The sequence below is a fragment of the Streptomyces phaeolivaceus genome, from assembly GCF_009184865.1.
GTDB lineage: Bacteria > Actinomycetota > Actinomycetes > Streptomycetales > Streptomycetaceae > Streptomyces > Streptomyces phaeolivaceus.
Genome location: NZ_CP045096.1, coordinates 7,591,317 through 7,609,962 on the forward strand (window position 1 = coordinate 7,591,317; position 18,646 = coordinate 7,609,962).

16 protein-coding genes are annotated in these 18,646 nt (G+C 70.3%); 7 read left to right on the forward strand and 9 right to left on the reverse strand.

Annotated elements, in window-relative coordinates; translation table 11 throughout:
- The first annotated feature begins 200 nt into the window (after positions 1–200).
- On the forward strand, positions 201–752 hold the full coding sequence (locus F9278_RS34995) for a TetR/AcrR family transcriptional regulator (RefSeq protein ID WP_152174315.1): 552 nt from the start codon (positions 201–203) through the stop codon (positions 750–752).
- 370 nt (positions 753–1,122) lie between these two features.
- Positions 1,123–2,724 (forward strand): citramalate synthase, encoded by a 1,602-nt coding sequence (cimA, locus tag F9278_RS35000; protein WP_152171875.1) that lies wholly within the window; start codon positions 1,123–1,125, stop codon positions 2,722–2,724.
- A 222-nt stretch (positions 2,725–2,946) separates the two neighbouring features.
- Here the strand turns inward: cimA and F9278_RS35005 are convergent, their stop codons facing one another.
- Positions 2,947–3,444: a hypothetical protein gene (locus F9278_RS35005; protein ID WP_193242065.1), complete on the reverse strand. Its 498-nt coding sequence runs from the start codon at positions 3,442–3,444 to the stop codon at positions 2,947–2,949.
- Between the two features lie 234 nt (positions 3,445–3,678).
- Here F9278_RS35005 and F9278_RS35010 point away from each other — a divergent pair, with 234 nt between their 5' ends.
- Positions 3,679–5,040, forward strand: coding sequence for a hypothetical protein (locus F9278_RS35010; RefSeq protein ID WP_152171876.1), 1,362 nt, complete (start codon positions 3,679–3,681; stop codon positions 5,038–5,040).
- Positions 5,041–5,225: 185 nt separating this feature from the next.
- Here F9278_RS35010 and F9278_RS35015 read toward each other — a convergent pair whose 3' ends face one another.
- A complete protein-coding gene (locus tag F9278_RS35015) occupies positions 5,226–6,008 on the reverse strand; it encodes a serine protease (RefSeq protein WP_152171877.1) in 783 nt (260 codons plus the stop codon).
- Between the two features lie 248 nt (positions 6,009–6,256).
- Here F9278_RS35015 and F9278_RS35020 point away from each other — a divergent pair, with 248 nt between their 5' ends.
- Complete coding sequence (locus tag F9278_RS35020; protein WP_152171878.1) at positions 6,257–6,838, forward strand: YdeI/OmpD-associated family protein; 582 nt, start codon at positions 6,257–6,259, stop codon at positions 6,836–6,838.
- A gap of 125 nt (positions 6,839–6,963) precedes the next feature.
- On the opposite strand, the gene F9278_RS35025 is transcribed toward F9278_RS35020, so the two are convergent.
- Positions 6,964–7,569 (reverse strand): YceI family protein, encoded by a 606-nt coding sequence (locus F9278_RS35025; protein ID WP_152171879.1) that lies wholly within the window; start codon positions 7,567–7,569, stop codon positions 6,964–6,966.
- 147 nt (positions 7,570–7,716) lie between these two features.
- Between F9278_RS35025 and F9278_RS35030 the strand changes: the two genes are divergently transcribed.
- From F9278_RS35030 to F9278_RS35040, 3 genes are all read left to right on the forward strand, one after another.
- A complete protein-coding gene (locus F9278_RS35030) occupies positions 7,717–10,146 on the forward strand; it encodes a polysaccharide lyase 8 family protein (protein WP_152171880.1) in 2,430 nt (809 codons plus the stop codon).
- Positions 10,147–10,311: 165 nt separating this feature from the next.
- On the forward strand, positions 10,312–11,895 hold the full coding sequence (locus F9278_RS35035; protein ID WP_152171881.1) for an acyl-CoA carboxylase subunit beta: 1,584 nt from the start codon (positions 10,312–10,314) through the stop codon (positions 11,893–11,895).
- A 57-nt stretch (positions 11,896–11,952) separates the two neighbouring features.
- Complete coding sequence (locus F9278_RS35040) at positions 11,953–12,138, forward strand: acyl-CoA carboxylase subunit epsilon (RefSeq protein WP_152171882.1); 186 nt, start codon at positions 11,953–11,955, stop codon at positions 12,136–12,138.
- A gap of 220 nt (positions 12,139–12,358) precedes the next feature.
- On the opposite strand, the gene F9278_RS35045 is transcribed toward F9278_RS35040, so the two are convergent.
- The 6 genes from F9278_RS35045 to F9278_RS35070 all read right to left on the reverse strand — a co-directional run bounded on the left by F9278_RS35045 (position 12,359) and on the right by F9278_RS35070 (position 18,602).
- Positions 12,359–12,940, reverse strand: a complete 582-nt coding sequence (locus tag F9278_RS35045; protein ID WP_013000463.1) for a GTP-binding protein — start codon at positions 12,938–12,940, stop codon at positions 12,359–12,361.
- On the reverse strand, positions 12,921–13,490 hold the full coding sequence (locus tag F9278_RS35050; protein ID WP_152171883.1) for a DUF742 domain-containing protein: 570 nt from the start codon (positions 13,488–13,490) through the stop codon (positions 12,921–12,923). Before F9278_RS35050 ends, F9278_RS35045 begins: the two co-directional genes overlap by 20 nt.
- A 98-nt stretch (positions 13,491–13,588) precedes the next feature.
- Positions 13,589–14,002: a roadblock/LC7 domain-containing protein gene (locus F9278_RS35055; protein ID WP_005479603.1), complete on the reverse strand. Its 414-nt coding sequence runs from the start codon at positions 14,000–14,002 to the stop codon at positions 13,589–13,591.
- Positions 14,003–14,012: 10 nt separating this feature from the next.
- Positions 14,013–17,249, reverse strand: coding sequence for a sensor histidine kinase (locus F9278_RS35060; protein ID WP_193241770.1), 3,237 nt, complete (start codon positions 17,247–17,249; stop codon positions 14,013–14,015).
- 398 nt (positions 17,250–17,647) lie between these two features.
- Positions 17,648–18,223 (reverse strand): GTP-binding protein, encoded by a 576-nt coding sequence (locus F9278_RS35065; RefSeq protein ID WP_086754758.1) that lies wholly within the window; start codon positions 18,221–18,223, stop codon positions 17,648–17,650.
- Positions 18,204–18,602, reverse strand: a complete 399-nt coding sequence (locus F9278_RS35070; protein ID WP_086754757.1) for a DUF742 domain-containing protein — start codon at positions 18,600–18,602, stop codon at positions 18,204–18,206. The genes F9278_RS35065 and F9278_RS35070 overlap by 20 nt, the downstream gene beginning before the upstream one ends.
- Between the last annotated feature and the right edge of the window lie 44 nt (positions 18,603–18,646).

The window sequence follows — 18,646 nt, forward strand, 5'->3', positions numbered from 1 at the left end:
TAAACCGAGGGAGTGAGGAGGTGCCGGACCCGGCAGCCGAGGACGGACGTCCGGCGTCAGGTAGAAACGTACCGATGACCACGCCACCGCCACCGCCCCCGTCGCCGCCCTCACCCGCGTCCTCGCCACGCCTCACGCCCCCCACGGCGGCCCGGCGCCGCAACACCGCCCCGCCCCGCGAGGACGTCCTCGCCGCCGCCATGCGCATGATCGCCGAACGGGGCCCGGAGAAGCTGACCATGGCGGCGCTCGGCCGTGCGGTCGGCATGAGCAGCGGCCATCTCCTCTACTACTTCCACTCCAAGCACGAACTGCTGCTGCGGACCCTGGAGTGGAGCGAGGACCGGCTCGGCGCGGAACGCGCCCGGCTGCTCACCCGGACGGGCACCGCCCGCGAACGGCTGGAAGCGTATGTGGACCTGTACGTCCCGGACGGCCACCGCGACCCGCACTGGACGCTCTGGCTGGAGGTCTGGAACCGCTCGCAGAACGCCGCCGACGACGCCCGCGACCGGCAGGCCGCCATCGAGGGAGCCCGGCACCGCGACCTGGTGGCGCTGCTCGCGGAGGGGGTGTCGAAGGAGGAGTTCCGCGCGGTGGACCCGGACCGGTTCGCCGCCCGGCTGCGGGCCCTGCTCGACGGCTTCTCCATCCATGTGGCCATCGGCCTGCGCGGGACGGACCGTGACCAGATCCTGTCCCACGTACGGGAGTTCCTCGACGAGTCACTGGGCCGACAGCGCCGGTCGTGACACTCGCGGACCCGCGATCGACCGCCCGGTGATCACGGACGGCCACGGGATGATCAGCGCGCTGTTCGCATCCTGAGACGGACGGTGAGCGCGGGGACGGATTGTGCCAGACTGCCCCCGTGCTCTCGTTCGCCACGATTATTGGCAGCAGGCGCGCCGGTCCGCAGTGACCGTCACGTACGACCAGGTACGGGCGGCCATCGTCGTCTTCGACCCGCGCGCAGACCTCTCGCACCCGCGAGGGGTTTTTCGCTTTTCTGGCCCACCTTCAGCCGGGAGCGCAGCGTGAGGGACCATTGGGGGCGGTGGAGCCGGTCATTCCGGTACAGACCGAGATCCAGCGGGATCCAACAGCAGGAGCCTTGACACCATGACGGAAACCAGCGAGCCGGACGACTCGTTCCACGTCTTCGACACCACCCTGCGCGACGGCGCCCAGCGTGAGGGCATCAACCTCACGGTCGCGGACAAGCTGGCCATCGCACGGCACCTGGACGACTTCGGCGTCGGCTTCATCGAGGGCGGCTGGCCGGGCGCGAACCCGCGCGACACCGAGTTCTTCGCCCGCGCGCGGAGCGAGATCGACTTCAAACACGCCCAGCTGGTCGCGTTCGGCGCCACCCGCCGCGCGAACGGCAAGGCGAGCGAGGACCCCCAGGTCAAGGCCCTGCTCGACTCCGGCGCCTCGGTGATCACCCTGGTCGCCAAGTCCCATGACCGCCATGTGGAGCTGGCCCTGCGCACCACCCTGGACGAGAACCTGGAGATGGTCCGCGACACCGTCTCCTACCTCCGCTCCCAGGACCGCCGGGTCTTCGTCGACTGCGAGCACTTCTTCGACGGCTACCGCGCCGACCCCGCGTACGCCAAGGCCGTCGTACGGGCCGCCGCCGAGGCCGGCGCCGATGTCGTCATCCTCTGCGACACCAACGGCGGCATGCTCCCCGCCCAGGTCCAGGCCGTCGTGGCCACCGTGCTGGCCGACACGGGCGCCCGCCTCGGCATCCACGCCCAGGACGACACCGGCTGCGCGGTCGCCAACACCCTGGCCGCCGTCGACGCGGGCGCGACCCACGTCCAGTGCACCGCCAACGGCTACGGCGAGCGCGTCGGCAACTCCAACCTCTTCCCGGTCGTCGCCGCCCTGGAGCTGAAGTACGGCAAGAAGGTCCTCCCCGAGGGCGCGCTGCGCGAGATGACCCGTATCTCGCACGCGATCGCCGAGGTCGTCAACCTCACCCCCTCCACCCACCAGCCGTACGTCGGTGTCTCCGCCTTCGCGCACAAGGCGGGTCTGCACGCCTCCGCGATCAAGGTCGACCCGGATCTGTACCAGCACATCGATCCCGAGCAGGTCGGCAACACCATGCGGATGCTGGTCTCCGACATGGCGGGCCGCGCCTCCATCGAGCTGAAGGGCAAGGAGCTGGGCGTCGACCTCGGCGGCGACCGCGAGCTGGTCGGCCGGGTCGTCGAGCGGGTCAAGGAGCGCGAGCTGAAGGGCTACACGTACGAGGCCGCCGACGCCAGCTTCGAGATCCTGCTGCGCGACGAGGTCGCGGGCAAGCCGCAGCGGTACTTCCGTACGGAGTCCTGGCGGGCCATCGTCGAGGACCGCCCCGACGGCAGCCACGCCAACGAGGCCACGGTCAAGCTGTGGGCCAAGAGCGAACGCCTCGTCGCCACGGCGGAGGGCAACGGCCCGGTCAACGCGCTCGACCGCGCCCTGCGGGTCGCCCTGGAGAAGATCTACCCCCAGCTCGCCAAGCTGGAGCTGGTCGACTACAAGGTCCGCATCCTGGAGGGCAAGCACGGCACCAACTCCACGACCCGTGTGCTGATCTCCACGACGGACGGCACGGGCGAGTGGTCCACGGTGGGCGTCGCCGACAACGTGATCGCCGCGTCGTGGCAGGCACTGGAGGACGCGTACACGTACGGGCTGCTGCGGGCGGGCGTGGAACCGGAGTAGCGCTCCGCGGGATTGGCCGGGGGGTGCGTTGTCGGCCGCCGGTCCGGTGGGGGCTGGTCGCGCGGTTCCCCGCGCCCCTGAAAAAGCAGGGGCCGCGCCCCATGCTTTTTCGGCCCGAAAGGGCCGCGGGCCCGTCAGGGCCTGCGGCCCTTTCAGGGGCGCGGGGAACCGCGCGAGAAGCCCCACTCACCCGCACCCGACAACGCACCCCTCACCGCCCCCTCAACACGCCCCCTCCGCGAGCTCCTCGAACTCCGCCGCACTCATCGCCCGGTCGTCCGCCCACACCTGCCCGGACTCCAGCCGCCCCAGATCCCCCGTGGTGAAGGAGACCGCCCCGTTCGCGTAGTCGTCGGTCTGGCCGTAGAGGACGAACCGGTACGTGTGCCCCGATACGAGCCGCTGCTCCCCCCTGGCCTCGGCCTCCCAGAAGTCCGGTGGTGAGAAGAGCGGGAACTCCTCGTCGCCCGACCACTCACCGTCCGCCGTCCAGACCGTCGTGTCCGTCTCGTCGTCGCTCGGTTCGTCCTCGTGGGAACCGGGCCGGCCGGAGAGCGTCGGATCCTCGTAGGGGTCGTCGTCGCACGGCCGTACCAGCACCCGGGTCGCCCCCTCCGCGTCGACCGTCACCGCCGCCAGCGGCAGATCCTCCGCCGAGCAGCCGCTCAACAGCGCCACCCCGGCCACCGAACCCACCACCGCGAGAACCCTGCGCAGCATTCCGCTCACCCCCGTTCCACCACCCCGTCGCACTGCGTGACCCACCCCTATCGAACGTTTGTACAGCCGTCGAGGTCCCCACCCAAGTCGACGGTCGACTCCTATCAAGTCACGAAAGGAAAACGGGAGTTGGGCGGTGGCTGGCGGCGTGCCGGACGACGGGACGCCCCGCTTCACCGCTCAGTCATTGATCGGATCGTCCGTTTTGGCGGCGATCGAGGTAGCTTCGAAGATATGAAAGGCGTACCGAGTCGACGTCGTCTCCTCCTCCGCCTGCTGATCGCGCCGCTCGCCGCGGCGACCCTGGCGGTGCTGTCGGTCGGTGCGCCCGGCGCGCACGCGGCCACCGATCTCTCGACGGTGGCCGAGGCCCTGCGCGAGAGCCCTGTCTATGTCGCCCCGGGCGCCTCCGACCTGCTCTCCTCGGCGGACGCCGAGGCCCTCGCCGACAAGATCGAGGACGCCGACGAGCCGATCTTCGTGGCGGTCCTCCCGGCCGACCAGCCGACCGCGAACCTCTTCCAGAACCTGCGCACGGAGACGGGCATCACCGGTCTCTACGCCGTCCGCCTCGGCGACCGCTTCGACGCCCGCGCCGACAGCGGGGTGCTGAGCCAGCAGGCCGTGCGGAACCTGGTCACCTCGGTCCAGGGCGCCGGCGACCCGAAGGCCCAGCTCAACGACTTCGTGGACGACGCCCTGCGCGGCAACCCGGGCGGCACGGCCCCGTCGAGCTGGAGCGGCGGCGCCGACACGGGCGTGGACACCGGCGCCCTGGCGGTCGCGGGCGCCGTCGTGGTCGCGGGCGGTGCGGGCGCGTACGCGCTGGTCCGCCGCAGCCGCCGCAAGAAGGAGGAGGAACGCCGCGAGGCGCTGGCCAAGCTCGCCGTGGTCGTGGACGAGGACATCACGGCCTTCGGCGAGGAACTGGACCGGCTGGACTTCCACCCGGCCGAGGCGGGCGCCGACGACGCGATGCGCGCCGACTACGAGCGCGCCCTGGACGCGTACGAGAAGGCCAAGTCCCTCATGGCGGCGGCCACCCGCCCCGAGGAGGTCCGCGCGGTCACCCGGACCCTGGAGGACGGCCGCTTCTCCCTCACCCAGCTCGCGGCCCGCAGACAGGGCCTCCCCCTCCCCGAACGCCGCGCCCCCTGCTTCTTCGACCCCCGCCACGGCCCCTCCGCCGCGGACGTCCTGTGGACCCCGGGCACCGGCACCGAACGCGAGGTCCCGGTCTGCGCCGCCGACCGGGCCCGGCTCGCCGACGGCCAGGACCCCATGATCCGCGAGGTGGAGACGGCCTCCGGCGGACGCCGGCCCTACTGGGACGCGGGCCCCGCCTACGGCCCCTGGGCGGGCGGCTACTACGGCGGCGCCCTCCTCCCCGGCCTCCTCGTCGGCACCCTGCTCGGCAGCATGATGGCCACCCCGTCCTACGCGGCCATGTACGGCTCCGGCTACGGCGACTTCGGCGCGGGCTCCGGCTACGGGGGCGGCGACGTCTCGGGCGGCGACTTCAACTCGGACGACTTCGGCGGCGGCTTCGGCGGCGGAGACTTCGGCGGTGGCGGGGACTTCAGCGGCGGCTTCTGAGCACCGGCACCGGCCCCGGCTCCGACCCTGTCCCTGTCCCTGTCCCTGTCCCTGTCCCTGTCCCCGGCACCGTCCCCGACGCCGGCCCGCCCTGCCATGGCAACGCGCACGCGCACGCGCACGGGCCCGGCGCGGTGAGCCGCCGGGCCCGTGGACGTCGTACGGGAGTTGACGCGTGAGCCGGTTCAGAGAGTGGCCGCACCCGCCGCGATCTGGGACGCGAAGGTGGACACCTCGGTGTAGACACCGGGCGCGTTGGGCCGGGCGCAGCCTATGCCCCAGCTGACGATGCCGACCTGGACCCACTCGCCCGCGTTGTCCCGGCGGAACATCGGACCGCCGGAGTCACCCTGGCAGGTGTCGACGCCACCGGCCGTGAGCCCGGCGCAGATCTCCTCGCTCGCGATGAGACCGCTGTAGCCGCTGTACGAACGACAGGTCGCGTCGCTCACGAACGGCACGGTCGCCTTGAGCAGATACCGCTGCTGGGCGCCGCCCTCGGTGGCCGCGCCCCAGCCGGCGACCGTGAAGGTGCCGGTGTTGTACGCGGTGGTCGTGGCGATCTTCAGCGTCGGGAGGTTGATGGGGGAGGCGAGCTTGATGAGCGCCCAGTCCTTGCCGTCGCCGTTGTAGCCGGGGGCCCGGTACACCTTGGTCGAGCGGACCTGGACCCGGCCGCTGGTGTTCTGCAGGTCCACGACACCGGCGGTGGCCGTGATGCTGGTGTTGTTGCCGGTCGCGCCGACACAGTGCGCGGCCGTGAGCACGATCTGCTGTGTGTACAGCGCGCCGCCACAGCCCATCGACAACCGGACCATGAACGGGAACTCGCCCTGCGCGGCCCGCGTTCCGCCGACCACCGGCGCCGGCGCGGCCTCGGCCGCCGACACGGGCTGCAGACTGGCGATCGCGAGCGCGGCGGCACCGACAACCGCGCATCTCTTCAGAGCGGTGATGAGTCGCTTCAACGTGATGCCTTCCGTGGGGGGTTGACATGCGATGACGTGTGCGATGACGCGTACTACCGAAGCGCAGATATGACGTAGGCATGCCAATCGGACGGCAGGAAATCGCCCTCGATGGCATGCCCAGGTCAATTTCTGTTGCAGGATTATGAGAACGCCGAAAGCTCCCACACAAGAGGCGTGAACCAGCCAGCCCGCGGCATGGCCATATAGGCCAGGAACCGTCCTGCCGCCTCGCTGCCGTGCGGAGCATGACCATCCCCGAGGGCTCCGAACCGCACGCGTTCCCCGACGCCGCCCACCTCGACGCCTTGTTGGCCGCCCACCCCGCACCGCCCTCCGGTGGTCTCTGGGTGAAGGTCGCCAAGAAGGGCGGCGGGGTGCGTTCGGTCACCGCGGGCGAGGTCAACGACGTCGCCCTCTGCCATGGCTGGATCACCGGCACGCGACGGCGCCTGGACGAGTCGTACTTCCCGCAGCGGATCACTCCGCGCCGGCCCGGCGGTGAGTGGTCGAGGGTGAACGTACGGCGCGTGGCGGAGCTGAGCGCCGCCGGACGCATGCGGCCCGGTGGTCTCGCGGAGGTGGCCGCGGCGCAGGCGGACGGGCGGTGGGCGGCGGCGTACGAGTCGCAGAAGGAGGCCGCCGTCCCCGAGGAACTCCGGGCCGCACTGGAGCGCAACCCCCGCGCGAAGGCCGCCTTCGACGGGCTCGGCAGGACGGAGCGCTACCTCGCCATGCTCGGGGTGCCGCGGGCGCGCACCCCACGAAGTCTGTCCGCCCAGGTGGCGGCGACGGTCAGGAGGCTGGAGGAGGACCGGGCGGACCGCTGAGGGATGCGGCGTACTCCACGCGCGCGTGCGGACATGCGAGCACCCGCCCTCCTGATACGGGGAGTCGGAGGGCGGGTGTGCTCAACGAGGCGCGGCGGAACGGCTCGGTGCCGCCGCCGGGCGGCTCACGCGTTGCGGATCGCCGAGATGTCGAAGCTCAGCTTGATCTTGTCGGACACCAGGACGCCGCCGGTCTCCAGGGCCGCGTTCCAGGTGAGGCCCCACTCGGAGCGCAGGATCTCCGCCTTGCCCTCGAAGCCGACGCGCTCGTTGCCGAAGGGGTCCTTGGCGGCGCCGTTGAACTCCAGGTCGATGGTGAGCGGCTTCGTCGTGCCGAGGATGGAGAGGTCACCGGTGATGCGGTAGTCGTCACCGCCGAGGGCCTCCACCTCGGTCGAGCGGAAGGTCATCGTCGGGAACTCCTCCGTCTTGAAGAAGTCCGCGCTCTTCAGGTGACCGTCGCGGTCGGCGTTGCCGGTGTCGATGCTCTCCATCGTGACGTCGAGGGAGGCGGTGGACCGGGACGGGTCCGAGCCGTCCAGGTGCAGGCTGCCGGTGAAGTCGAGGAAGCCGCCCTTGACGTTGGTGACCATGGCGTGGCGGGCCGTGAAGCCGATCGTGGTGTGGGACGCGTCGATCGTGTAGTCACCGGTCAGCGCCGCCAGCTCGGGGTTCACCGCGGCGGCGGTGGCGGTGTCGGTGGTCGTGGTGCTGCGGCCGAAGATGCCCATGGCGTGCTCCTTGAGTGATGTCATTCAATGTTCAACGAACTGAACACGGCCTACCGTAGACCTATTCCGTTCAAGTTTCAACCTTGTCGTTCCGGTGACCATTGTGTCACGCAGCGTTGATATCGCGTACCTCAGGTGATACACGGCATGGGCATGACCCCCACACGCCGCACCGTCCTGCTCCTCGCCGCCACCCTGGCGGCCTCGCCCCCGCCCGGCCCCACCGCGCACGCCCCCGACGGGCCTGCGGGCGAGCCCTCCCACGGGCCGGCCGACGGGCCCTCCGACGACGAGTACGACACCCTCCGCCGCCGCTGGACGGCCCTCGCGCTCGGCACCGGCTACGACCCCGCCACCGAGCCCTACGCCACCCGGCTGCGCGAGACCGGCGACCTCGCCCACGCGTTCCGCGCGGCCATGGCGCCCACCACCCGCTCCCTCTGGCCGGGCCACCCCTTCGACCCGCCCGCCGGGATCACCAAGAGCTACAGCCGCCTGTGGACGATGGCCCAGGCGTACGCACAGCCGGGCACCGGCGCCACCGGCGACCCCGCCCTCCTCGCGGACGTGGTGCGCGGCCTCGACCACCTCACCGCGACCGTCTACAACCCCTCCACCACCCGCTACGGCAACTGGTGGGAGTGGCAGATCGGCAGCCCCCGCCTCCTGCTGGACATCGTCACCGCCCTGCACGACGAACTGACGCCCGCGCGCCGCGCCGAGGCCTGCGCGGCGGTCGACCACTTCATCCCCGACGCCATGCTCCGCGACTACACCGGCACCTCAACCGGCGCCAACCGCGTCGACCTCTGCCGCTCCGTCGCCCTGCGCGGCATCCTCGGCCGCGCCCCCGACAAGATCGCCCTGGCCCGGGACGCCCTCTCACCCGTCTTCCCGTACGCCACCCGGGGCGACGGCCTGTACGCCGACGGCTCCTTCGTGCAGCACACCTGGGTCGCCTACTCGGGGACGTACGGGCAGGTCCTGCTCGACGGCCTCGGGCGGCTCTTCGCGCTGCTGGCCGGGTCGACCTGGGAGGTGACCGACCCGAACCGGCGGATCGTCCTGGACTCCGTGGAACGGGCGTACGCGCCGCTCATCCTCGACGGGCTGGTGATGGACAGCGTCAACGGCCGCGCCATCAGCCGGGGTTACCTCAAGGGCGACGACCGGCACATCCTGCGCGGCGACCACTTCCACGGTCACGGGATCATCGCCGCGATCGCCCTGCTCGCGCTCGGCGCGGACGCCGCCGAGCGCGAGCGGTGGCACGGGCGGATCAAGGGCTGGATCGCACGCGACACCGTGACACCGATCCTCACGGCACGACAGTTCGGCGTCGCCGACCTCGCCCGGCTGCACGCCGTCGCCGCGTCCCCGGTCGCCGCCGCGCCCGAACCCGTCGGCCACCGGCTCTTCCCGGCCATGGACCGGGCCGTCCACCGCCGCCCGGACTTCACCGTCAACATCGCCATGGCCTCCGACCGCATCGCCCACTACGAGTGCGGCAACGGCGAGAACCCGCGCGGCTGGCACACGGGCGCGGGCGCCACCCTCTGGTGGGCCGAGGGGCACGGCGGCCGGGCCGATCAGTACACCGACTGGTTCTGGCCCACCGTCGACTGGTACCGCCTCCCCGGCACCACCGTCTCCACCAAACGGCTCGCGGACCGGGAGGGCGGCGAATGGGGTGCGCCGAAGCCCGCCGTCCGCTGGGTCGGCGGCACCACCGACGGCGAGTACGCGGCGATCGGCCAGCACCTCCAAGGGCTCGGCTCCACGCTCCGGGCCCACAAGTCCTGGTTCTGCGTCGCCGACGCCGTCATCTGCCTCGGGGCGGGCATCAGCTGCGCGGACGGCGTCCCGGTGGAGACGGTCGTCGACAACCGGAACCTGGGCGAGAGCGGCGGTACGGCGGCTCCCCGGCCCCTCGTACGCGGCCGGGGCTGGGCGCATCTGGAGGGCCACGGCGGCTGGGTCCTCCCGGGCGGCAGGTCCGCGGACGGCGCCCTGAGCACCCACCGCACCCACCACACCCTCCGCACCCTCCGCGAGGACCGCACCGGCGCCTGGTCCGACATCAACACCGCCGGCACGACCGAGCGCCGCACCCGGCGCTGGCAGACCCTCTGGCTGGATCACGGCACCGATCCGGTGAACGCCGACTACGCCTATCTGCTCATGCCCGGCGCCTCGCGCCACGCCGTGGAGGCCCGTGCCACCGACCGGCGCTGGTTGTCGATCCTCGCCAACGACAGCGCCCGCCAGGCAGTCCACGTCCCCTCGCTAGGGCTGATCGGCGCGAACTTCTGGCAGCCCGGTACGGTGGGCCCGCTGACGGCCTCCGCCGGGGCGAGCGTGCTGGTCCGCCGCCGGGGGAGGACCGCTACCCTCCACGTGAGCGAACCACCGCGCACGGGCGAGCCGATGGAGATCATTTGGAATGGCCCGTTCCGCACGGTGATCCGGGCGGACGACCCGGTCGAGGTGCTGGAGTCGGCCCCCGGCCGCCTGCGCCTCCGCGTCACCCCCGGCACGGCCTGCGCCACGCACACCTGTGAGCTGACTCTCCCCTGAGGAACCCGACCCGGCTTTGTGTGACCCCTACAAGCCCCACACCCCCTGAGCAGTCGGTTCGCCTGCATGCCGACCGGGTTCTGTTCAGGGGTACCAGGAAAACACGCCGGAGACTGTACGGAGTCGACGGACCGCTTTCCTCGCTCGGCTTCGTATGGTCGCTACATGACCGTTTTGGATGAGGCACCGGGTGAGCCGACGGACGCGCGCGGGCGGGTGGCCGAACTGCACGAGATTCGTGCCCAGGCGTTGGCCGGCCCCAGCGAGAAGGCGACCGAGGCGCAGCATGCCAAGGGCAAGCTGACCTCCCGGGAGCGCATCGAGCTGCTGCTGGACCCGGGCTCCTTCAACGAGGTCGAGCAGCTGCGCCGGCACCGGGCCTCCGGATTCGGTCTGGAGGCCAAGAAGCCGTACACCGACGGTGTCATCACCGGCTGGGGCACGGTGGAGGGCCGTACGGTCTTCGTCTACGCCCATGACTTCCGGATCTTCGGCGGCGCGCTGGGCGAGGCCCACGCCACCAAGATCCACAAGATCATGGACATGGCCATCGCGGCCGGGGCCCCGCTGGTCTCGCTCAACGACGGCGCGGGCGCCCGTATCCAGGAGGGCGTCTCCGCACTCGCCGGGTACGGCGGCATCTTCCAGCGCAACACCAGGGCGTCGGGTGTCATCCCGCAGATCTCGGTCATGCTCGGCCCCTGCGCGGGCGGCGCGGCCTACAGCCCCGCCCTCACCGACTTCGTCTTCATGGTCCGCGAGACCTCGCAGATGTTCATCACCGGCCCGGACGTCGTCAAGGCGGTCACCGGCGAGGAGATCACCCAGAACGGCCTCGGCGGCGCGGACGTGCACGCCGAGACCTCCGGCGTCGCGCACTTCGCGTACGACGACGAGGAGACCTGCATCGCCGAGGTGCGCTACCTCCTGTCGATGCTCCCGCAGAACAACCGCGAGAACCCGCCCCGCGTGGAGCCCTCCGACGAGGCGGACCGCCGCGGCGACGTCCTCCTCGACCTGGTCCCCGCCGACGGCAACCGGCCGTACGACATGACCAAGGTCATCGAGGAGATCGTCGACGACGGCGACTACCTGGAGGTCCACGAGCGCTGGGCCCGCAACATCATCTGCGCCCTCGGCCGGCTCGACGGCCAGGTCGTCGGCATCGTCGCCAACCAGCCGCAGTCCCTCGCGGGTGTCCTGGATATCGAGGCATCCGAAAAAGCTGCACGCTTTGTCCAGATGTGTGATGCTTTTAACATCCCGATCATCACGCTGCTGGATGTCCCCGGGTTCCTTCCGGGCGTCGATCAGGAGCACGGCGGAATCATCCGCCACGGCGCGAAGCTGCTCTACGCCTACTGCAACGCGACCGTCCCCCGGATCTCCCTGATCCTGCGCAAGGCGTACGGAGGTGCCTACATCGTCATGGACAGCCAGTCCATCGGCGCCGACCTCACCTATGCGTGGCCGACCAACGAGATCGCCGTGATGGGCGCCGAGGGCGCCGCCAACGTCATCTTCCGTCGGCAGATCGCCGAGGCCGAGGACCCCGAGGCGATGCGGGTCCGGATGGTCAAGGAGTACAAGGCCGAGCTGATGCACCCGTACTACGCGGCCGAGCGCGGTCTCGTGGACGACGTGATCGACCCCGCGGACACCCGCGCGGTCCTCATCCGCTCCCTGGCCATGCTCCACACCAAGCACGCGGACCTGCCGTCCCGCAAGCACGGCAACCCGCCGCAGTAACCCGACGGTTCCTTCGCGGTCCCTCTGCGGAAACCTCTCTCACGGAGACTGACACCCATGAAGCTGCCTGATATTCGCGTCGAGAAGGGTCACGCCGAGCCCGAGGAAGTGGCCGCGATCACCGCGCTGCTCCTCGCCCGCGCCGCCGCCCAGCCCGTCGAGACCCCGGCCGCTCGCCCCCGCGCGGGTTGGCGCCGACTGGAGCGCGAGCCGGGGTTCAGGGCGCCGCACAGCTGGCGCTGAGCCTTGGTTCTTGAAGGGGCCCTCTCCGAATGGAGGGGGTCCTTTCCCGTGTGGGTCGACTGCGGGCCTGGAAAGCATGGGGCGCAGCCCCTGCTATTCAGGGGCGCGGGGAACTGCGCGACCAGCCCCCACTCACCCGCACCCGACACGCAACGAAGGGGACCCCTCCCGGAAGAACAGGAAGGGGTCCCCTTTCGTCGTCGGCTGGGCGCCGCACGGCCTACCGCAGCCGAGCCATCAGCGCGTGCTCGACCAAGGTGATCAGCGCGCTCTTCGCGTCGGACCGATGCCGCGCGTCGGTCGTGATGATCGGGGTGTCGGGCCCGATCTGGAGCGCCTCCCGGACCTCGTCCGGGTTGTACGGCTGTTGCCCGTCGAAGCCGTTCAACGCGATCACGAACGGCAGTCCGCTGTTCTCGAAGTAGTCGACGGCGGGGAAGCAGTCGGCGAGTCGGCGGGTGTCGACGAGGACGATCGCGCCGATCGCGCCGCGGACCAGGTCGTCCCACATGAACCAGAACCGGTCCTGACCGGGGGTGCCGAACAGGTACAGGATGAGGTCCTGGTCGAGGGTGATGCGGCCGAAGTCCATGGCGACCGTGGTGGTCGTCTTGTCCCCGGTGTGGGTGAGGTCGTCGATGCCCGCGGACGCGGACGTCATCACGGCCTCGGTACGCAGCGGGTTGATCTCCGAGACGGCCCCGACGAACGTGGTCTTGCCCACGCCGAAGCCGCCCGCCACCACGATCTTCGCGGACGTGGTGGAGCGGGAAGGCCCTCCGCTAGAGCTTGCGAAGTCCACTGAGCACCCTTTCGAGCAAAGTCACAGCTGGCTGGCCGCCGGCGCTCTCGTCGCCGCCGGGCTGATGAATGGCGACCAGGCCCGCCTCCGCCAAGTCGGCGACGAGGATCCTGGCCACGCCGAGAGGAATCGTCAGGAGGGCCGAGATTTCGGCCACCGACTTGATCTCCCGGCAGAGGTTGCAGATCCGCTGATGCTCGGGCAACTGGCCCTGCATCTGGTGCGGCTGCGCGGTGGTGTGCACCAGCGCCTCGATGGCGAGCTGGTAACGCGGCCTGGTGCGACCGCCCGTCATGGCGTACGGGCGCACCAGGGGGTTGGTCGCCGCCCCTGCGGGCGACGGCTCGGGGGTGCGGCGTTGCGGCTGCACGGGCTGGATGCGCGGCGCCGGCGGCTGGTCGTACGGCGAGGGGCCGGGGCCCTGAGGTGCGTACGGCTGCTGGCGGCTCGGTGCGGAGGGGAAGTTGTACCGGTTCTGGTCACCCTGGCCCGGCCCCTGGCCGGGGTAGGACCAGTTGCCCGACGATGAACCGCCTGGGGGTGTTGCCACGTTCTCTCCTCCTCCGACTGTGCTGGCATCCATGGCTCATTGGAAGCCGCGTCCCGAAACCTTACGGCCCCGGGACGCCAAAACGCACCGTCTGACTGTTAGTTGAGCAGGCTGCCCTGGAGCTCCGCACGAAGATCGGGCGTCAGGACCGTACCGGCACGGTCCACCAGAAGTGCCATCTCGTACCCGATGAGACCGATGTCGGCTTCCGGATGTGCGAGAACGGCGAGCGAGGAACCATCGGAAACGGACATGATGAAGAGGAATCCCCGCTCCATCTCCACAACCGTCTGATTGACGCTGCCACCTTCGAAAATGCGGGAGGCACCCGCGGTCAGAGAGGTCAGACCCGACGCGACGGCCGCCAGCTGGTCGGCACGGTCGCGGGGAAACCCTTCGGACATCGCCAGAAGGAGTCCGTCGGCGGAGACCACCACCGTGTGCGACACCCCGGGGGTGTTGTCCACGAAATTGGTGATCAACCAGTTCAGGTTCTGTGCCGCCTGGCTCATCGGGCTCACACTAACGCTCCTGGTTGTAGGTGCTGTCAGGACCACTGTGTTGATTTCTAGTGGCCTGGCCGTTCGTTTCACTGCTTGCGTTGCGTCCCCGCTGGACCCCTCGGCGCAGGTTGCTCAGCCTGCCCCGGACGTCCTCGGGGGCGCGGGAGATCTGTGGACCTCCCTGCGGGGTCGTCGTGGCGGCACCCTCGACCAGGTTGGCCTTGGGAACCCGCCGCGGCAGGCCGGAGGAGGTGACCCCGCCCGCCTTGGGCTTCTTCAGCGCGGAGGCCTGCTGCCAGCGCTCGTCGTTGGCCGAGCGCCAGTCGCCGTTCGGTCCCCCGGCCGTCGGCTGGTCCTGGGCCACTTCCTGCCGTCCGTTCACGGCGCCCGCGCTCGTGCCGCCCGCGCTCGCGGTGGATCCGCGGCGGGGCAGGCCGGCGTCGGTCAGCGCGTGGCCGGCGGAGGGGGTGGGTCCCGGACGGTCGAAGCCTACGCGTTCCGGCTCCTTCACGTCAGCGGCCTGCACAGATTCCGGTTCCGGAGCGTACTCGGAGCGGTAGGAGCTCTGGTAGTCCTGCTGTTGCGGCCAGTCGTCCTGATAGGACTGCTCGTCGTAGCCCGAGTAGGTCTCCGGCGCCGCGGGGGCGGCCGTCGCGTGCTCCTCCTGGACGGACTCCGCATAGGCGGGCTCGGGGTAACCGCCGGTAGCGGTGAACGTGTCGTTCCCGCCCGGCAGATGCCCGTTGCCGTTCGCCACGCCGTTGCCCTGGCCGAAGTACGCCTCGTCGTACGACGGTTGCTGCGGCTCCTCGTACGCCGTCTGCTGGTCGAAGGACCGCTGCGGGTCCACGAAGGCCGTCGCGCCGTTGTCGTAGGACGGCTCGGGCGACTGGAAGTCGTCGCCGTAGCGCGGCGCCTGGCCGGCGGGCAACTGCGGGCTCTGGTGGGTCTGGGACTCCAGCGCCGCGCGGCGCTCCTCGCGCATCAGCGAACGGCCCACGGGGTCCAGGTCGCGGATGTCGTCCGGCACCTCGTAGCGGCTGTCGTCGAAGCCCAGCTCCGCGGCGGTCCGCATCGGGGCCAGGCCCGGCTGCTGGAAGGCGTGCTGCTGCTCCGGGATGATCTGCGAGACCGTGAACTGGTCGGCCGCCGGCTGCTGCAGCTCGCCACCGCCACCATGGGTGATGACGTCGGGGAGCATGACCAGCGAGGTCGTACCGGCCTGCTCGCCCGAGGGGCGGAGCTGGACGCGGATGCCGTGCCGGTCGGACAGCCGGCCGACCACGAACAGACCCATGCGCTGGGAGATCGCGGCGTCCACGGTCGGCGGGTTGGCCAGCTTGTGGTTGATGTCCGCGAAGTCCTCGGCGGTGAGGCCGATGCCCTTGTCGTGGATCTCGATCATCACGCGGCCGTCGGGGAGACGGGTCGCGGTGACGCGGACCTTGGTCTGTGGGGAGGAGAACGTGGTGGCGTTCTCCAGGAGCTCGGCGAGCAGGTGCACGAGGTCGGTCACGGCACGGCCGTGGATCTCGGCCTCCGGGACGCCGGACAGCTCGATGCGCTCGTACTGCTCCACCTCGGAGGAGGCGGCACGCAACACGTCGATCAGCGGGACCGGCTGGTCCCAGCGGCGGCCGGGCTCCTCGCCGGCGAGGACCAGGAGGTTCTCGCCGTTGCGGCGCATACGGGTCGCCAGGTGGTCCAGCTTGAAGAGGTTCTCCAGCTGGTCCGGGTCGGCCTCGTTGTTCTCCAGGTCGGTGATCAGGGTCAGCTGGCCCTCGATCAGCGACTGGTTGCGGCGCGAGAGGTTGGTGAAGATCGCGTTGATGTTGCCCCGCAGCAGGGCCTGCTCGGCGGCGAGCCGGACGGCCTCGCGGTGGACCTGGTCGAAGGCGCGGGCGACTTCGCCGATCTCGTCGGTGGTGTTGATCGGGATCGGCGCCACCCGGGTGTCCACCCGGCCGGGGTCGGTGCGGGAGAGCTGGTCGACCAGCATCGGCAGACGCTGCTCGGCGATGCCGAAGGCGGCGTTGCGCAGCTGGCGCATCGAGCGGCTCATCTGGCGGGCCATGATCCCCGCGATGATGAACGCGGCGAGCAGTGCGACGATGACGATGGCGCCGTTGGTGTAGGCATCGCGCTGGGCGTCGGAGGCGATCTGGCCGGCTTCGTCCACCGCGCGGTTGATCAGCTCGGTCTCGACCTCGCTGTACCCCTCGAACTTCAGGGTGGAGGCGGCCATCCAGTTCTGGTAGGTGACGCCCTGCGCCGCGAGCTGCTCGGGCGAGGCACCGCTGCCGATCAGCTGGATCATCTTCAGCATGGTGTCCGGCGGCGCCTTGTAGTCGGCGTTGCCGGCAGCGGCCTCGGCGGCCTGCTTCTTGCCCTCCTCGGTCTTCTGCGCCATGACCGACTCCAGACGCGCGGCGTCGGCCTCGGTGCCACCGGAGACGTACTCCTGTACGGCGATGTTCTCCAGGTAGGCGTACGAGGTGAACGCGGTGACCTGCTGACGGAAGACCGTCTCGTCCTCACTGGGGCGGATCAGCAGGTGGGCACCGATCGAACGCTGCAGCGAGGCGGCGCCCTTCGCGAGCGTGACCGCGTAGACCGTACGGCCGTACGCGGTGATGTTGCCGGTACCGAGGCCGAGCTCGTTGGAGAACTCCGCCAGGAGGTGCTCGACGGTGACGTAGCCCTCTTCGGTCTGTACCGGGTCGGCGGCCCGGGTGAAGGCGATCTGCCGGAGCTTCTCCAGCGACGGCTCGGCCTCCTCCACCAGACGCAGACGGCGCTCCAGGCCCTGCCCGGCGGGCATCCCGACGACCTCCGCGTGGAAGGCGTCCGCCTTCTCGTCGGTGAAGGCGCGGGCGTCCTTGACGACCTCACTGTCGCGCTTGCCGTTGAGAAGGGGCTCGGCCGACAGGTCACGTTCATTGAGCAGTGCTTCGGCGTAGACGCCGGCGGCGGCCACGATCTTGGCCACCTTCTCGGCGTCCCGTGCCTCCTGCCAGGTGTCGATCGAGCCCTTCACCTGGAAGCCGCCCATGACGAGGCCGACCAGCACGGGTATGAGGAGAATCGCGTTCAGGCGAGTGGGTACACGCCAGTTGCGGGGGGAGAGACGACTGCCGCTCGCTGCGGGGGCTGCCGTCGGCTCCGGTCCGGCCACTTGTGCGGGTGCCGCTCCGCGCGGCGGCGGGGTGAAGTTGCCCCGCGCCGACGGCTCGGGACCTTTCTTGCTTCGCCTCACTCGACCAACAACCTCTCGGCGCCGGCACCTACGTCGTGCCGCGGGTGACTCCACGCCCTAGTACGTCTTTGACTAATGGGCAGTTCAGGCATTCCAGCACGTCACGCTGAGGACTTCCAAACACTGGGAGGCAACGATTCCGCGTGATGTAAGTCCCAGATAAAACGGTCATAAAGAGCGAGCCCCGGCAAAAAGCGGGGGCATGGTGAGCGCAGCGGCACCGATCGACCGCGACGCGTGGTCGTACCACCCTATTTCTCTGTCGAAACGTTATGAACACCGAGGCCGACCGTGTCAAAGGACACAGCCGGCTCCGGTGTAACTACGACAACTGCCCTATGAGGTTGTGGACTTGGGTCCTGTTTTGGCCCCGGGTGTGGTGCTTCGGTCCCTCTGCCCTAGCGGAGCCGTGCCATGAGCGCGTGCTCGACCAGGGTGATCAGGGCCGACTTGGCGTCCGCGCGGTGGCGGGCGTCGGTCGTGATGATCGGGGTGTCGGGCCCGATCTGGAGCGCCTCGCGAACCTCGTCCGGCGTGTAGGGCTGGTGCCCCTCGAAGCCGTTGAGCGCGATGACGAAGGGGAGTCCGCTGTTCTCGAAGTAGTCGACGGCGGGGAAGCAGTCGGCGAGTCGGCGGGTGTCGACGAGGACGATCGCGCCGATCGCGCCGCGGACCAGGTCGTCCCACATGAACCAGAACCGGTCCTGACCGGGGGTGCCGAACAGGTACAGGATGAGGTCCTGGTCGAGGGTGATGCGGCCGAAGTCCATGGCGACCGTGGTGGTCGTCTTGTCCCCGGTGTGGGTGAGGTCGTCGATGCCCGCGGACGCGGACGTCATCACGGCCTCGGTACGCAGCGGGTTGATCTCCGAGACGGCCCCGACGAACGTGGTCTTGCCCACGCCGAAGCCACCCGCCACCACGATCTTCGCCGAGGTGGTGGCCCGCCCCGCTTCAGAGCTTCCGAAGTCCACTGAGCACCCTTTCCAGCAGAGTCACGTCCGGGGCGCCACCGGCGTTCTCGTCGCCACCGGGCTGGTGGATCGCGACGAGTCCGGCCTCGGCGAGGTCCGCGACAAGGATCCGTGCCACACCGAGCGGCATGGACAGCAGGGCCGACACCTCGGCCACCGACTTCACCTCGCGGCACAGGTGGCAGATCCGCTGGTGCTCGGGGAGCAGACCCATCAGATGGGCGGGGTCTGCCGTCGTGCTGATCAGCGCCTCGAGGGCGAGCTGGTATCGCGGCCGCGTCCGGCCACCGGTCATGGCGTACGGCCGAACCAGAGGCTGGTCGCCCTCGTCTCCGTACGGCTCTGCGTACGGATCGTGAGGAGCGGTGGGCGGGGTCATTGATCCTCCGAGCGGGACAGCAAGTCGGTCAGTCGTGCCGTCTG

Excerpts from the sequence above, each read along its gene's own strand:
- F9278_RS34995 (WP_152174315.1), top strand. The coding sequence starts at position 201 with ATGCGCATGATCGCCGAACGGGGCCCGGAGAAGCTGACCATGGCGGCG.
- cimA (WP_152171875.1), top strand. The coding sequence starts at position 1,123 with ATGACGGAAACCAGCGAGCCGGACGACTCGTTCCACGTCTTCGACACC.
- F9278_RS35005 (WP_193242065.1), bottom strand. The coding sequence starts at position 3,444 with ATGCTGCGCAGGGTTCTCGCGGTGGTGGGTTCGGTGGCCGGGGTGGCG.
- F9278_RS35010 (WP_152171876.1), top strand. The coding sequence starts at position 3,679 with ATGAAAGGCGTACCGAGTCGACGTCGTCTCCTCCTCCGCCTGCTGATC.
- F9278_RS35020 (WP_152171878.1), top strand. The coding sequence starts at position 6,257 with ATGACCATCCCCGAGGGCTCCGAACCGCACGCGTTCCCCGACGCCGCC.
- F9278_RS35025 (WP_152171879.1), bottom strand. The coding sequence starts at position 7,569 with ATGGGCATCTTCGGCCGCAGCACCACGACCACCGACACCGCCACCGCC.
- F9278_RS35030 (WP_152171880.1), top strand. The coding sequence starts at position 7,717 with ATGGGCATGACCCCCACACGCCGCACCGTCCTGCTCCTCGCCGCCACC.
- F9278_RS35035 (WP_152171881.1), top strand. The coding sequence starts at position 10,312 with ATGACCGTTTTGGATGAGGCACCGGGTGAGCCGACGGACGCGCGCGGG.
- F9278_RS35040 (WP_152171882.1), top strand. The coding sequence starts at position 11,953 with ATGAAGCTGCCTGATATTCGCGTCGAGAAGGGTCACGCCGAGCCCGAG.
- F9278_RS35055 (WP_005479603.1), bottom strand. The coding sequence starts at position 14,002 with ATGAGCCAGGCGGCACAGAACCTGAACTGGTTGATCACCAATTTCGTG.
- F9278_RS35070 (WP_086754757.1), bottom strand. The coding sequence starts at position 18,602 with ATGACCCCGCCCACCGCTCCTCACGATCCGTACGCAGAGCCGTACGGA.